The 13883-nt window shown below is 70.6% G+C and carries 14 protein-coding genes and 1 tRNA gene; 7 read left to right on the top strand and 8 right to left on the bottom strand.

What is annotated here, in order from left to right:
• Positions 1-702 (top strand): acyl-CoA dehydrogenase family protein (locus DQW85_RS36700; RefSeq protein ID WP_275888289.1); only part of this gene is annotated, 702 nt, incomplete at its 5' end.
• Here the strand turns inward: DQW85_RS36700 and DQW85_RS36695 are convergent.
• Positions 673-1263: a TetR/AcrR family transcriptional regulator gene (locus DQW85_RS36695; protein WP_113704340.1), complete on the bottom strand. Its 591-nt coding sequence runs from the start codon at positions 1261-1263 to the stop codon at positions 673-675. The genes DQW85_RS36700 and DQW85_RS36695 overlap by 30 nt on opposite strands.
• Before the next feature lie 179 nt (positions 1264-1442).
• Between DQW85_RS36695 and DQW85_RS36690 the strand changes: the two genes are divergently transcribed.
• Positions 1443-2210, top strand: a complete 768-nt coding sequence (locus DQW85_RS36690; RefSeq protein ID WP_113704339.1) for a nuclease-related domain-containing protein — start codon at positions 1443-1445, stop codon at positions 2208-2210.
• 103 nt (positions 2211-2313) lie between these two features.
• Here DQW85_RS36690 and DQW85_RS36685 read toward each other — a convergent pair whose 3' ends face one another.
• Both DQW85_RS36685 and DQW85_RS36680 read right to left on the bottom strand, forming a co-directional pair.
• Positions 2314-3690: a vWA domain-containing protein gene (locus DQW85_RS36685; protein WP_113704338.1), complete on the bottom strand. Its 1377-nt coding sequence runs from the start codon at positions 3688-3690 to the stop codon at positions 2314-2316.
• Positions 3691-3716: 26 nt separating this feature from the next.
• Positions 3717-4595: an AAA family ATPase gene (locus DQW85_RS36680; protein ID WP_113704337.1), complete on the bottom strand. Its 879-nt coding sequence runs from the start codon at positions 4593-4595 to the stop codon at positions 3717-3719.
• 61 nt (positions 4596-4656) lie between these two features.
• On the opposite strand from DQW85_RS36680, the gene DQW85_RS36675 reads away from it, so the two are divergent.
• Positions 4657-4730 (top strand) — tRNA-Lys (locus tag DQW85_RS36675).
• 12 nt (positions 4731-4742) lie between these two features.
• Here the strand turns inward: DQW85_RS36675 and DQW85_RS36670 are convergent.
• Entirely contained in the window at positions 4743-5321 is a 579-nt protein-coding gene (locus tag DQW85_RS36670) for a PadR family transcriptional regulator (RefSeq protein ID WP_113704336.1), read from the bottom strand.
• Between the two features lie 71 nt (positions 5322-5392).
• Here DQW85_RS36670 and DQW85_RS36665 point away from each other — a divergent pair, with 71 nt between their 5' ends.
• Genes DQW85_RS36665 through DQW85_RS36655 form a run of 3 tightly spaced genes read left to right on the top strand, consistent with a single transcriptional unit; the run spans position 5393 to position 8363 of the window.
• Positions 5393-5785: a nuclear transport factor 2 family protein gene (locus DQW85_RS36665; RefSeq protein ID WP_113704342.1), complete on the top strand. Its 393-nt coding sequence runs from the start codon at positions 5393-5395 to the stop codon at positions 5783-5785.
• A complete protein-coding gene (locus DQW85_RS36660; protein ID WP_113704335.1) occupies positions 5782-7272 on the top strand; it encodes a phytoene desaturase family protein in 1491 nt (496 codons plus the stop codon). Before DQW85_RS36665 ends, DQW85_RS36660 begins: the two co-directional genes overlap by 4 nt.
• A complete protein-coding gene (locus DQW85_RS36655; RefSeq protein WP_113704334.1) occupies positions 7269-8363 on the top strand; it encodes a 2Fe-2S iron-sulfur cluster-binding protein in 1095 nt (364 codons plus the stop codon). Before DQW85_RS36660 ends, DQW85_RS36655 begins: the two co-directional genes overlap by 4 nt.
• Positions 8364-8502: 139 nt before the next feature.
• On the opposite strand, the gene DQW85_RS36650 is transcribed toward DQW85_RS36655, so the two are convergent.
• From DQW85_RS36650 to DQW85_RS36635, 4 genes are all read right to left on the bottom strand, one after another.
• Positions 8503-9330 (bottom strand): ParB/RepB/Spo0J family partition protein, encoded by an 828-nt coding sequence (locus tag DQW85_RS36650; protein WP_162795671.1) that lies wholly within the window; start codon positions 9328-9330, stop codon positions 8503-8505.
• Between the two features lie 283 nt (positions 9331-9613).
• Positions 9614-10402, bottom strand: a complete 789-nt coding sequence (locus tag DQW85_RS36645; protein WP_113704332.1) for an ABC transporter permease — start codon at positions 10400-10402, stop codon at positions 9614-9616.
• Positions 10399-11808, bottom strand: coding sequence for a DUF1349 domain-containing protein (locus DQW85_RS36640; RefSeq protein ID WP_113704331.1), 1410 nt, complete (start codon positions 11806-11808; stop codon positions 10399-10401). The genes DQW85_RS36645 and DQW85_RS36640 overlap by 4 nt, the downstream gene beginning before the upstream one ends.
• Complete coding sequence (locus DQW85_RS36635; RefSeq protein ID WP_113704330.1) at positions 11799-12734, bottom strand: ABC transporter ATP-binding protein; 936 nt, start codon at positions 12732-12734, stop codon at positions 11799-11801. The genes DQW85_RS36640 and DQW85_RS36635 overlap by 10 nt, the downstream gene beginning before the upstream one ends.
• 168 nt (positions 12735-12902) lie before the next feature.
• On the opposite strand from DQW85_RS36635, the gene DQW85_RS36630 reads away from it, so the two are divergent.
• The coding region (locus tag DQW85_RS36630) for a sensor histidine kinase (protein WP_240197670.1) at positions 12903-13883 on the top strand (981 nt) is incomplete at its 3' end.

Below are 13883 nucleotides of genomic sequence, written 5' to 3'. Positions count from 1 at the left end.
GGCTCCGCGGTCCGCGCGGAGAGCGGCGCGGTCACGGGAAGCGCGGAGGGCGGGGGCGGCGGCGGTCCGGTGCGGCTGTCCGGGGCCGTGTCCGGCGTGGCCGGGGCCGAGGTGGCCGACGTGCTTCTCGTCCCGGTCGGCGGCGACCTGTACGCGGTGGAGCCCGACGCGGCGGCGATCGAGGTGGTGCCGTCGTTCGACCTGACCAGGCCGGTGGCGACCGTGAGGTTCGAGGGGGCGCCGGCGACCCGCCTCGGGGCCGTGGACCTGGCCGAGGTGCTGCGGTTCGGCGCGGCGCTGCTGGCCTCGGAGCAGCTCGGCGTGGCCGAGTGGTGCCTGGACACCACGCTGGCCTACGTCAGGGAACGCCACCAGTTCGCCCGGCCCATCGGGTCGTTCCAGGCGATCAAGCACCGGCTGGCCGACCTCTGGCTCGACGTGGTCAGGGCCAGGGCCGCCGCGCGTGCCGCCGTGGCCGACGGGTCGGCGCTGACGGTCGCCGTGGCCCAGGCGTGGAACAGCGGGGTGGCCGTCCACGTGGCCGAGGAGGCGCTCCAGCTCCACGGCGGGATCGGGATGACATGGGAGCATCCCGTGCACCTGCACCTCAAGCGCGCCAAGGCCGCCGAGATCGCGTTCGGCACGCCCGGCGACCACCGGGAGGCGGTGGCCTCACTGGCCGGTGTGCCCGCTCCCGAGTGAGGCGAGCAGCAGGTCGGCGAAGTGCTTGCCCACCTGGGCGCCGGTCAGCGTCCCGTTCGCGTGGAACCAGGTGCCCAGGTGGTGCACCGAGCCGAAGAAGTAGTCGACGACGAGCTCGGCCGGCACCCGGTCGCTGAACGTGCCCTCAAGCTGCCCCTGCGCCACCATGTCGCGGAAGCGCTCGTGATAGCGGCGGCGCTCGGCCCGTACGCTCTTCTGGGTCTCGGGCGCGAGCAGGTGCATCGACCGGAAGAAGATCTTGGAGTCGTCGAGGTTGGCCGTGCTCGTCTCGACGACGTCGGCCGCCGCGGCGTGCAGCCGCTCGGCGAGCGTGCCCGGACCGTCGGCGATCCGGGTGAGCCGCGCCATCTGCATGCGCAGCACGCGGCCGTAGATCTCGTGCAGGAGATCATCCTTTGAGGTGAAATAGTGGTACATGGCACCTTTGGTGACGCCTGCTGCCACCACGATCTCCTGGACCGATGTGCCTTCGAAGCCCCGCTCGGCGAACAGCCGCGTCGCCTCGCTGAGCAATCTGTCACGAACCGGCTCTTCCTTCAACGCCGTCCCCCCTTGTTTGCCTCCCCAGCGTACCGACTGGTCGGATGATCGTCTCCGGGCGGTGCTAATTCCGTCACCTTAGGGTGCCCTTCCTTCTCATGGGGTATTAATAGATCCAGCGAGGGATCTTCGGCGTGGCAGATCCTGATGATCACCCACACTCATTCGGGGAGTTTGCCGTGCCCGGTGGCAGTATCTACGTGCAGCAGGACGCGAAGTTCACGGGGTCGTCACCTCAGTGGTACTACGAGAAGTTCTGGCGGGAGGCGGCCAAGGGCCGCCAGCGGTCGCGGGCCGTCAAGGCCGTCATCGGCCTCGCCGCCGGCATCGGGCTGGCGGTCAGGTTCGACCTGGAGCCCGCACTGCTCTACGGCCTCCTGCTCGGCGCGGGCGTGGCCGCCGCCGACTGGTGGCTCTGCTGGCGCTCGTTCCGCGCCACGGCGGTCTGGCGGGGCAGGCGGCGCGGCGAGGTCATCACCGGCCGCATGCTGCGGCGATCCCTGGGCCGGCGAGGCTACCGCGTCCTCGACGGGCGCGCCATCAGGGGCCAGGCGTCCATCGACCACCTGGTGATCGGCCCCGGCGGGGTGTGGATCGTCGACAACGAGTCATGGAGCCCCGACACCGAGATCGCCACGTACGGCGGGCGACTGTTCTTCGGCGAGAAGTACGGCACCTCGGTGGCCAAGCCGCTGGTCGACACGGGCGCGGCCTTCGCCGAGATGCTGACCCGCGAGACCGGCGTCCAGGTGACGATCACGCCCCTGCTCGCGGTGCACTGCGGGATGCTGCCGCGCGGCGGCTCCGTCACCGCCGAGGGCCTCACCCTGCTCAAGCCGCGCCTGGCGGCCAGGCGGATCAGGGCCGCCTCGCACACGACCGTGCTGAGCGGCGAGCAGATCGAGGTGCTCGCCCGCACGGCCGCCCGCGAGCTCCAGCGCGCCTGAGCCGAGACGTCGTGAGCTGAGACGTCGTGAGCCGAGACGTCGTGAGCCGAGATGTCGTGAGCCGAGACCCTCGTGACGCCTGAGCCGAGAGCCCTCGCCGGGCCTACGCCAGCTGCTCGATGAACGCCGTGAGCTGCGAGACGTTCCGGCACTCGTGCATGGGCACGACCGCGGCGTAGTCGCTCGCGACCGAGTCGCCGGTGTTCCACTGCCGCCGAGGCTCGGGGTTGAGCCAGTAGGCGTGGCGCGACCGCGCGGCCAGCGACTTCAGGACGTCCAGGGCCGGCGGCTGGTAGTTGGAGCGCGCGTCCCCCAGGATCAGCAGCGACGTCCTTGGGCCGACGGCGTCGCCGTAGCGCTCGGCGAAACGCTCCAGCGCGTGGCCGTAGTTGGTCCGGCCGAAGCGGATCATGTCAGCCTCGGTGGCGAGCCGGCTCATGGCCTCCACCACGTCCGCCCCGGGCTGGAAGAAACGGGTGATCTCATCGACCGTGTCCACGAACCCGAACGCCCGCACCTTCGCGAACTGCTCCCTCAGCGCGTACGTGAGCAGCAGCGTGAAGTGCGCGAACGACGAGACCGAGTCGCTGGTGTCGCAGAGGACGACCAGCTCGGGCCGGTGCGGCCTCGGCGGCCGGAAGTGCGTGGTCAGCGGCACGCCGCCGGTCTGCAGGGAGGCGCGCATCGTGCGGCGGAAGTCGAGCCGGCCGCGCCTGCCCCGCCGCTGCCTGATCACCAGCCGTGACGCGAGGCGCCTGGCCAGCGGGTGCACCTCCCTGCGCAGCCTGGCCAGGTCCGCCCTGGTGGCCCGGAGGAAGTCGACCTGGTCGAGCGGCGGGCGCACGGCGGAGCGGGCGATGCGCTCGATGCCGGAGTCCTCGGCGATCCGGCGGCGCACGTCGGCGGCCACCGCCTCCTCGAAGCGCCGGGTGCCGGCGGTGACCCGCTGGCGGGCCGTCCGCTCCGCCAGGCCGTCGCGCTCCCGGCCGGCGAGGACCTCGCGCAGGATGCCGGCCATGAGCGTCTCGGGGGACAGGGCGCGCATGACGCTGTAGGAGAACCAGTTCTGCCGGCCCGGGCCGGCCTGCTGGCGGCCGAACCGCTCCACCATGGCGCGGGCGAACTCCCGCATCTCGGCGTCGCCGCCGTCGATCAGCAGCCGGGCGAGGTAGGCACGCAGCCCGTCGCGGTCCGCCGTCTCGAAGTCGGGCCTGACGGACGTTCCGTCCCGGCCCGGACGCCTGCCGTACAGACCGGTCGTCGACGGCGGGAACCACAGGTCGAACAGCACGTCGAACCCGGGCCGGTGGCCGGGCCTCTTGACCAGCGTCGCCGCGTAGGCGGCGCGCAGCGACTCCCGCTCGGTCAGGTCGATCACCCGCAGCGCCCGCGCCGCGTCCAGCCCCTCGGCCAGCGACACCGGCAGCCCGGCCTCCCGCAGCGCGTGCACGAACCCGACATGCCTGTCCACGAGCGACATGTGACCTCCAAGGTGAGTGCGCGGGGTCAGGCCCCGGGCAGGCCGAGCTCCTTGATCGCCCGCGCCTGGTCGGAGACGTGCTTGAGCACGACGCCGAGCGTGCCGGCCACCGTCGCCTCGTCGAGATCCTCGCGCCCCAGCGCCAGCAGGGTGTGCGCCCAGTCGACCGTCTCCGCCACCGACGGCGCCTTCTTGAGCTCCAGCGCGCGCAGCGTCGCGACGGTCCTGGCCAGCCGCTCCGCCAGGTCGGCGCGGATCGTGGGCACCTGGCTGAGCACGATGTCGCGCTCGCGTTCCGGGGTCGGGTACTCGATGTGCAGGTAGAGGCAGCGCCGCTTGAGCGCCTCCGACAGCTCGCGGGTGGCGTTGGAGGTGAGCACCACGTACGGCCTGCGGACCGCGGCGATGGTGCCCAGCTCCGGGATCGTCACCTGGAAGTCCGACAGCAGCTCCAGGAGCAGCCCCTCGACCTCGACGTCGGCCTTGTCCGTCTCGTCGATGAGCAGCACGGTCGGCACGCCCGCCCGGATGGCCTTGAGCAGCGGCCGCTCCAGCAGGAACTCCTCGGTGAAGATGTCGTCGTCGGCGCTGGTGGCCTGGATGCGCAGCAGCTGTTTCTTGTAGTTCCACTCGTACAGCGCCCTGGCCTCGTCGAGCCCCTCGTAGCACTGGAGCCTGATCAGCTCGGACCCGCTCGCCCGGGCCACGGCCTTGGCGAGCTGCGTCTTGCCCACCCCCGCCGGCCCCTCGACCAGCAGCGGCTTGCCGAGGGCGGCGGCCAGGAACACCGAGGTGGAGATGGCGTCGTCGGAGAGGTAGTCCACGGCGGCGAGCCGCTCCGTCACCTCGGCGGGCGAGTCGAACATCGGTGCTCCTGTCTGCTGGCCGAACTTTATTCTAGCCATGGCCGGCCACCTTAAGCCGATTCGACCGGGATGCCGAGTGCCGGTATAGTCCTCACAGCGCGCGCCGCTAGCTCAGTTGGTCAGAGCAGCTGACTCTTAATCAGCGGGTCCGGGGTTCGAGTCCCTGGCGGCGTACGGCGAGAAGCCTCAGGTCGATCGGCCTGGGGCTTCTTTCGTGCCGCGCCGCTCGAGAACGGCGAGCGCCCGCTCCGCCCAGGCGATGTTCTCGCGTTCGAACGACAGTCCCCGCAGCAGCGTCAGGTAGGGCCCGATCCGCTCGGCCCGGGTCAGATACTCCTCCTCCGGCAGGTCGCCGAGCAGCCGGACGCGCAACCGCTCGAACTTGGCCGTCTTCGCCTCGGCCCGCCGCCGGCGCTCGTCGATGGCCTGCCGCACCGCCTCCACGTCGCCGACATCCATGGCCTGGACCTTCACCAGGAGCTCGTCCCGGACGGCGCCCGGCCGGGGCGGCTCGGCCGTGAAGGAGGCCAGAGCGTCGAGCCCGTCCCGGGTGAGGGAGAACAGCCGCTTGTTCGGCCTGCGCTCCTGGGTCAGGACCCGCGCCTGGATCAGCCCGTCGGCCTCCATCTTCTCCAGCTCCCGGTAGAGCTGCTGCGGAGTGGCCATCCAGAAGTTTGCCACCGAGGCGTCGAAGCTCTTGGCCAGGTCGTAACCGGAGGCCTCGCCCTCCAGGAGCGCCGCCATGATCGCGTTGCGCAAAGTCATGTCTAGACGGTAACGCACCTAGATGATTAGTGTCTTTTGCACCTAATCAACTTATTGAGTAAGGAGTGGCCGTGCATCCCTTCCGCCGGGCCGTCGAGGCCGGAGACCACGAAGCCATCGAGGCGATGCTCGCCGACCACGTCGTCTTCACCAGTCCGGTGGCCTACAAGCCGTATCCGGGAAAGGCCGTCACCGCGGCGATCCTGCGTGCCGTCGTCCGCGTCTTCGAGGACTTCCGCTACGTCCGGGAGATCGCCGGGGCCGACGGCCGCGACCACGTTCTGGTCTTCACGGCCACGGTCGACGGCAAGGACGTCCAGGGCTGTGACTTCCTGCACTTCGACGAGGACGGCCTGATCGACGACTTCATGGTCATGGTGCGCCCGCTGTCCGGGGCCAACGCCCTGGCCGAGGCCATGGCCGCGCAGTTCGGGCGGATCCAGCGAGAGGCCGTGGGCGGATGAGCGACTTCGACGCCATCGTCATCGGCGCGGGCAACGCCGGGCTGAGCGCCGCCGCCACGCTGCAACGCGCGGGCGCGCGGACCCTGCTGGTCGAGCGGCACAACGTTCCCGGCGGCTGCGCGACCTCCTTCCGCCGGGGCCGCTACGAGTTCGAGGTGGCTCTGCACCAGTTGTCGGGCGTCGGGCTGGAGGGACAGGCGTTCTCGCTGCGCGGCCTGTTCGACAGCCTCGGGGTCGGCGACAAGCTGGAGTTCGTCCAGGAGCACGATCTCTACCGCTTCAAGGTCCCCGGACAGGTCGACGTCACGCTCCCCGCCGACCGGGCGGCCGCGATCGAGACGCTGGAGGAGGCGTTCCCCGGCAACCGGTCGCGCGTCGAGAAGTTCCTCGACCTGGTGAGCAACGTCACCATCCTGCAGATCGCCGCCATGCGCGGCACGTCACCCGAGCAGATCGACCCGGTGCTCTTCCGTTACGGGCTGCGCCCGTCCAAGGACGTCCTGGACGAGCACTTCGACGACCCCGGCCTCAAGGCGGCGCTCGGCGTCTACTGGACCTACCTCGGGCAGCCGCCGTCCAAGCTGGCCTTCCAGGATCTGGCCCTGACGCTCTTCGCGTACCTGGAGTTCAAGCCGTGGCACATCAGGGGCGGCTCGCAGGCGATGTCGACCGCGATCCTGGATTCGTTCCTGGCGGCCGGGGGACAGGTCCGCTTCAACACGGCCGTCTCGGCCATCCTGACCGAGGGCGGGCAGGTGCTGGGAGTGCGGCTGGACGACGGCGCGGAAGTGATCGCCCCGGACGTCGTCTCCAACGCCTCGCTTCCGATCACCTACGGCATGCTGGAGAACATGGACGTCCCGGCGGCCGTCCGTGACGATCTGGCGACCAGGCGGATCGGCGTGTCGGGGTTCGCGCTCCACATGGGCCTGGACGCCACGCCCGCCGAGCTGGGCTTCACCACCAGCACCACGTTCGTCAACCTCGACACCGACGACGACCGCATCCACGCCTCGTGGCACTCCCTCGAACCCGCCCGCGGCGTCTGCGTCTCCTCCTACGACGTGGCGCCGATCGGGTTCGCCCCCGCCGGCGCCACCCACGTCAGCCTGGTGACCCTCCAGTACGCGCACGCCTGGGACGGCGTCCCGCCGTCGGACTACCACCGCGCCAAGTTCGCCTACGCCCAGACCCTGCTCGACGTCGTGGAGCACGTCGCGCCTGGCATCCGGGATGCGATCGAGGAGGTCGACGTGGCCACGCCGCGGACCATGGCACGCTACCTCGGCCACCCCGGCGGCGCGATCTACGGCTATGACCAGGACCGCACCGAGGGCTGGCTCTTCCGTGACAGCGAGCGCCGGCCGCACGTGCCCGGCCTGCACCTGGCCGGCAGCTGGGCCGGAATGGGCGGCTTCCAGCCGACCCTCGAAGCCGGGGCGCGGGTGGCCCGCCGCCTCATGCGCCGCAAGGAGAGCGTCCGATGAGACACCTGTACGACGGCGTCCCCGACATCCTCGCCGAGATCGAGACGCGCGCCCCCGACACCTCCGACCACCTCGCCGAGACCGCCAGGATCGTCGACCTCCACCACCCCAGGCGGTTGGCCCTGACGGTCGCTGAGGTCATCGTCGAAACCCCCACGACGAGGACCTTCCGGCTCCGGCGCGCCGACGGCGAAGACCTGCCGCCCTTCCTGGCCGGACAGTACGTCGGCGTCTTCACCGACGGGACCAGTCGGCCGCTGGCGATCTCCTCCAGCCCCGCCCGGCTGGACCACTACGACCTGACGGTTCGGCGGGTGCCGGGCGGCCGGATCAGCAACCACCTGATCGACACGCTCGCCGCCGGCGACCAGGTCACCACTACCGGGCCGATGGGCACGTTCCACCACAATCCGCTCTTCCATGGCGAGGACGTCGTCTTCCTGGCCGGGGGCTCCGGCGTCGCCCCGGCGATGAGCATGATCCGCGACATCGTGGACCACGGTCTGGACCGGCGGTTCCACCTGCTGTACGGCTCCCGCGACGAGCAGGACATCATCTTCAGGGACGAACTCGACCGGATCGCCGCCGGCCGTCCGCGCATCCGGATCGACCACGTCATCGGGGATCTGCTCACCGCCGGGACGATCCGTGACCTGGCGGGTCCGCTAGAAGGCCGCATGGTCTACGTGTGCGGCCCCCAGGCCCTCTACCCCTACGCCCTGGAGCAGCTCACCGCTCTCGGCCACGCCCGCCGCCGGGTCCGCTTCGAGGCCAACGGCGCTCCGGCCCGGCCGGAGGAGCAGGCTCACTGGCCCGCCGGCGTCGATCCCGTCGAGGAGGTCATCGTCACCGCCGGCGGCAGGAGCTTCCGCAGTCCGCGCGGCCGGCCGCTCCTGGACGCGCTGGAGGACCACGGCATCCGGCCCGAGGCCGCCTGCCGTTCCGGTGAGTGCAGCCTGTGCCGGGTCCGCGTCGTCAAGGGCCGCGTCCACACCGCAGAGGAGGCCAGGCTCCGCCTGTCCGACGAGCGCTTCGGCTACACGCACTCCTGCGTCGCCTATCCGCTGACCGACCTCGATCTTGATCTCTGATGACACCCGACGGCTGACGGCTCAGCCGCCGTCAGCCGTCACCGGCCGTCCGTTCCAGCCACCCGTTCCAACCCTCCGTTCCAACCGGGCAGGGCGGCACGCCGGAGCGGCCGGGCGCGGCAGAGCCGCGGTGCGGCGGTCAGCCCGGGACCGCCGCGGCCGTCATCCGGTCGAGGGCCTCGCGGATCAGCGACTGCGCCGCCACGTCCTGGGTCACCTTCCGTTCCTTGGCGTAGCGCTGGAGCGTCCGGTGCTCCTCCGGGGTGAGCGTGACGATGATCTGCCTGGGCTTCTCAGATGAGGCCTCCTTCAGCAGCACCGTGACGGGCGTCTCCGGGTTCTGCTGCTTGAGTTTTAGTACGTTCCGTCTCTGCGCCGTGGTCATGCCCGTCAGGCCCAGGGCCAGTTGCTTGGCATCCTCCGTGGAGAGCGACCCCGACGAGTCGGAGAGGTCCTGGACCTTGAGCGCGACGTCCAGGCTCGTCTCCCCCGTGTCGACCATGCTCTGGAGCACCGGGGTGAGCCGGTCGTACTTGATGTGCTTGCGGACCTCGTTGTAGGGCAGACCGGTTTCCTCGGCGACCAGGCGCGCGCTGCCGTACTTCCGGTACAGTGCCGTGCAGCCGTCGATCACGTCGCGACTGTCGAGATCCACGCGGACCAGGTTCTCCGTGAGCGACAGGACCCGAGCGGTCGTGAGATCCACAGGTTCGTCAATGATGGCCGCCAGGATTCGGCTCCGGCCGAGGATGCGGTGGGCGTGCACGCGCCGCTGCCCCATCAGCACTTCCAGCTTCTGCGAGTCCGGCACATGCGGGCAGACGACGATCGGCTCCAACATGCCGTGCAACCGGATGCTCTCTGCTAACTCTTCTATCCCCTTGTCCGCCCCCCGTACGCGTGCCTGGCCCTCACTTAAGACCAAAGATTTGATCGGAATCTCGCGGATCGCCCGGATAGCCGGCATAAGTCCCCTTCCCAGCGGCATAGACATAAGAGCGACCGTGGATCTTGGAGAGTGCTGCATCATCTTCACATAGTGGGTCAGAGCGGTTCAAGGCCGTTACAGACCCCCTGCACCCTGCAACTGGCCGTAATCATGCATGCAGCTGGGTAGGGGATGATCAGTGTCAAAGCTCGTAAAAAGGGATGTCCAGCCCTTAACTCCTCCTTATTCGGACAGACGCTTCCGGTTTATTCGGACATGCTCTAGGTGTTTTCGGTCAGGCCGCCAGTAGAGACGAGCGGACTCAAGCCCGGCGCATCACGAACAGGACACCCCCCAGCAGCATGGCCGCCGCCGCGTAGCCCGCGAGCACGCCGAGGCCCGGCCAAGGGCCGATCGGCAGCCGGTCGAGGTCCCGCGTCGCCTGGATGGCCAGCCCTGCCGTCATCGGCGAGAACCTCCTGAGCCGGTCCAGCCACTCGGGGTCCTTCACGAACGTGCTGACCACCGGCACGACGTAGAGCAGGGTCAGCACGGCGGTGATGCTGAAGGCGGTGTCGCGTACGGCGGCGCTGATGCCGAGCGCCAGCAGGGCGATCAGGGTGAGATAGAGCACAGAGCCGGCGGCGGCCCGGAACGTGGGCCCGTCCAGCAGCGACAGCGGCTGGTAGCCGTTGGCCGGGTTGAACCCGTTGATGGGCATGATGACCCCGCCGATGGCCAGCGAGCCGAGCACCCCGAGCGTCCCCGCCGCGAACACGGTCGCCACGATCACGGCGGCCTTGGTCAGCAGCACAGTGTGCCGCCGCGGGATCGCCGCCAGCGTGGTGCGGATCATGCCGGTGCCGTACTCGTTGCTCATCACGAGCACGGCGAGCACCACCACGATCGCCTGCCCGAGCCAGACGCCCTTGAGGCTCAGCTTGGCCGTGTCCTCGAAGCAGGTGAGCGGCGTCGGGCACTGGGCGGTGCTGACGGCGGCGGTGGACGCCGCCGTCGCCGCCACGGTGAACACCGCTATCGCGAGCGCCAGCCACAGGTTGCTGGGCAGCGTGCGCAGCTTCGTCCACTCGGCGTGCAGCGCATGCCTCATGCGTCCTGCCGCCCGATCCGCCAGATCGCGAAGCCGAGCGCGACCGCGGTGTAGGCGCACAGCACCGCCAGCCCGGGCAGCGGCGCGATCGCCGTGTCGTACCGTTCCAGGGTCTGCTGGATGGCGAACCCGGCGGACGGGGTGAGGCGTTCCAGCCACTTGGCCACCGCGAGCGGCAGCGCGCTGCCGGCGACCAGCGGCGCCAGCAGGAGCAGCAGGACCACGGTGATCGCGGCGGCGCTGCGGCGCAGGATCGAGGCGATGGCCAGGCTGAACACGGCCACCACGGCCAGCAGCGCGGCCGTGCCGACGACCGCCCGCAGCACCTGCGGATCGGACAGCGTCGCCGGAGCCGCGTTGCCCTTGCGCACCATCGGCGAGGCGAGCAGGAACGTGCCGAACGCCGCCACCAGTCCCAGCACGAACGTCACCCCGCCCAGCACCACCGCTCTGGCGGCCAGCACCCTGCCACGCCGCGGGCTCGCGGTGAACGTCGTCCAGATGAGGCCCTGCTGGTATTCGGAGGTGACGTACAGGACGGCGAGCGCGACGATCGCCATCATCCCGAACATGGCGCCGGTGAGCATGGTCTTGGTGGAGTCGGTCGCGTAGTGGTAGAACGCGATGTCGCCGGCGCCCACCAGGTGGAACGACGTCGCGTCCGGTGCCACCGGCTTGATGTCGCCGCGCCACGGGGGCAGCTGCTGGGGCTTCGCCGGCTCGACCTTCACGTTGTCGAAGGTCGCCTCGCCCAGGTTGGTGTTCTCGACGATGTCCTCGCCGCCGAACTGCCGTTGGAGCTGGAGCGCGTCGGGGGAGGCGACGAACACGCCGACCTCGGCCTGGTCGCCCAGCCCTTCGAGCTCCACCGTACCGATCTTGGTCCACGTGGCCCCGTCCGCGGACTCGAAGCCCGTCACCGAGATGCCGGTGCGGGTCAGCTTGAGCCACCTGGGTGCCTGGCTGGAGCTGCCGGGGATGTCGGTGACGAAGTTCGCCTGGAGGCGCACGCCGTGGCCCGGCGTGATCATGAGGGCCGCGTACGGCGCTCCGGGCTTGGCGTCGGCCCTCAGCATGAGGCCGCCCTTGGCCCACGGGTCGTTGTTCTTCTGCGAGGCGACCCGCGCGACGATGCTGCCGTCGCCGGTCAGCACCCGGTGCACGTAGTTGCCCGCGTCCCTGTACTGCGGCGAGATGCCCCTGGTCGCGCCGTCGCCGCCCGAGCTGGCGCTGCCCGCCCCGCCGGCCAGCAGCATCCCGGACAGGATCGTCACGAGGATCCCGCCGAGCATGGTCAGCGACCACCGGGGCACCGACCTGAGCTTGGTCCACTCGGCCAGCATGAGCTGGACGAAACCGTCGCGCGGGTTCTGTACCGAGCTGCGGTACGGCGTCGTCATGACCATGACCGCACCTGCCCGGCGGTCGCGTGGAACTCCACGGCGTGCTGAGTGAGCTCCATGTACGCCTCCTCCAGCGACGGGCGGTGCTCGGAGATGCCCGAGAAGGACACCCCGCCCTCGGTGAGCAGGGTGACGATCCGCTCGACGGGCAGGCCCGAGACGGTGACGGAGTCGGGGCCGGTGGCGGCGACCGTCGCGCCGGCGATGCTCAGCACGGTCATCGCCTCGTGGCGCTGCGCGGTGCGCACCGCGACCCGGCCGTTGGCGGCGCGGTCCAGCAGCTCGCGCACGCTGGTGTCGGCGATGAGCTTCCCCCTGCCGATCACCACCAGGTGGTCGGCGCTGTCCTCGAGCTCGCTCATCAGGTGGCTGGACACCAGCACGGCGCGCCCCTGCCCGGCCAGCCACCGCAGCAGGTTGCGGATCCACATGATGCCTTCCGGATCCAGCCCGTTGACCGGCTCGTCGAAGATCAGCATGGGCGGGTCGCCCAGCAACGCTCCGGCGATGCCGAGGCGCTGGCGCATGCCGAGGGAGAAGCCGCCGACCTGCCGCCTGGCCACGCTCGTGAGCCCGACGAGGTCGAGCACCTCGTCCACCCGCTTGGCGGGCAGGCCGTTGGAATGCGCCATCCACAGCAGGTGGTCGCGGGCGCGCCGGCCCGGATGGAAGGCCGCGGCGTCCAGCATCGCCCCCACCTGGCACAGGGGGGCCCGCAGCTCCCGGTAGCGACGGCCGCCGACCAGCGCCTCGCCCTCGTCCGGTGTGTCCAGCCCCAGCAGCACCCGCATGGTGGTGGACTTGCCGGCGCCGTTGGGGCCGACGAAACCGGTGACCTGGCCCGGCTGGACCGAGAATGACAAGCCGTCGACTGCGACGGTGGGCCCGTAGCTCTTGCGCAGCCCGCGAACTTCGATGGTTGCCTCCATAGCAGGAGAGGGTACGAACGAGCAGGTCCCCAGGTCGTCACGCCGCGGAACTCTCTTGGCCGTCCCGGCCCCGGGGGAGAGGGGACACGCCCGTCCCTCCAGCGGGGGACCCAAGTGTGATCGTCACGGGGGATGTCAGGAGGTCGTCATGTTGGCGACAATGGTCCGGTGAAGCAGAGCAGCCGCGTCCTCATGGCCGGTCGGTGGCTCGCGGGCGAGTCCAACTGGCCGCTGGTGGCCGGAGTCACGCTCGGCCTGCTCGCGACGGTCGAGACCGTGATCCGCACCGACGGGTCATGGATGATCAGGCCCATCGCGTTGCTGCTCGGCCTGTTCGCCACCGTGCCGCTGGCGCTGGCGCCCCGCCATCCCCGCGTCGCCGCGCTCACGATCACGGCGTCGACGTTCCTCACCGCGCTCGTCTACCGGTGGGGGCCGACGGCCACCGGGGTGCTGGCCGTGCTCGCCATCTGGTTCATCGTCATCCGGGCGCGGACCCGGCGGCTGCGCGCCGAGGCCGACGAGCGGGAGTTCTCCCGGCGGGCACTTGAGGACACGCTGCTGGAGATGACCGCCCGCGGCGAGCGCGCCCGCATCGCCCGCGAGCTGCACGACGTGGTGGCCCACCACATCTCGATGATCTCGGTGCAGGCCGAGACCGCCCGGCTCACCTCTCCGGGCATGTCGGAGGACGGGGCCATGCGCCTGCGCGCGATCGGCGAGACGGCCAGGACCGCGCTCACCGAGATGCGCCGCCTGCTGGGGGTGCTGCGCGAGGAGCCGGCGGGCGAGCCCATGCGCCAGCCCCAGCCCGGCCTGCAGCAGCTCCTCGAACTCATCGACGAGACGCGGACGCTCACCGGCACCAGCACCCGGCTCATCGTCCGGGGCCCGATCACCACGCTCGACCCCGGCGTGGAACTAACGGCGTACCGCATCGTCCAGGAGGCGCTGACCAACGCCCGCAGGCACGCCCCGGGGGCCGCGGTGGACGTGGAGATCCATTACGTCGGCGACGCCCTGCACGTACGGGTGCGCGACAACGGCCCCGGCCCGCGGCACGCCCGCGGCGCCGCCGCCAACGCGGCGACCGGGGGACAGGCCGGTCAGGGGAGGCAGGGGGCCGGGGGACGTGACGGCCCCCAGGGC

Source organism: Nonomuraea lactucae, assembly GCF_003313395.1.
GTDB classification, from domain to species: domain Bacteria; phylum Actinomycetota; class Actinomycetes; order Streptosporangiales; family Streptosporangiaceae; genus Nonomuraea; species Nonomuraea lactucae.
Note: the sequence above shows the minus strand (reverse complement) of the source record. Positions and strands in the feature narration are given on the sequence as shown.

What these genes read in the sequence shown, in the direction of transcription:
- DQW85_RS36685 (WP_113704338.1), bottom strand. Translation starts at nt 3,690, where the DNA reads ATGTCGCTCGTGGACAGGCATGTCGGGTTCGTGCACGCGCTGCGGGAG.
- DQW85_RS36680 (WP_113704337.1), bottom strand. Translation starts at nt 4,595, where the DNA reads ATGGCTAGAATAAAGTTCGGCCAGCAGACAGGAGCACCGATGTTCGAC.
- DQW85_RS36670 (WP_113704336.1), bottom strand. Translation starts at nt 5,321, where the DNA reads ATGACTTTGCGCAACGCGATCATGGCGGCGCTCCTGGAGGGCGAGGCC.
- DQW85_RS36660 (WP_113704335.1), top strand. Translation starts at nt 5,782, where the DNA reads ATGAGCGACTTCGACGCCATCGTCATCGGCGCGGGCAACGCCGGGCTG.
- DQW85_RS36655 (WP_113704334.1), top strand. Translation starts at nt 7,269, where the DNA reads ATGAGACACCTGTACGACGGCGTCCCCGACATCCTCGCCGAGATCGAG.
- DQW85_RS36650 (WP_162795671.1), bottom strand. Translation starts at nt 9,330, where the DNA reads ATGCCGGCTATCCGGGCGATCCGCGAGATTCCGATCAAATCTTTGGTC.
- DQW85_RS36645 (WP_113704332.1), bottom strand. Translation starts at nt 10,402, where the DNA reads ATGAGGCATGCGCTGCACGCCGAGTGGACGAAGCTGCGCACGCTGCCC.
- DQW85_RS36640 (WP_113704331.1), bottom strand. Translation starts at nt 11,808, where the DNA reads ATGGTCATGACGACGCCGTACCGCAGCTCGGTACAGAACCCGCGCGAC.
- DQW85_RS36635 (WP_113704330.1), bottom strand. Translation starts at nt 12,734, where the DNA reads ATGGAGGCAACCATCGAAGTTCGCGGGCTGCGCAAGAGCTACGGGCCC.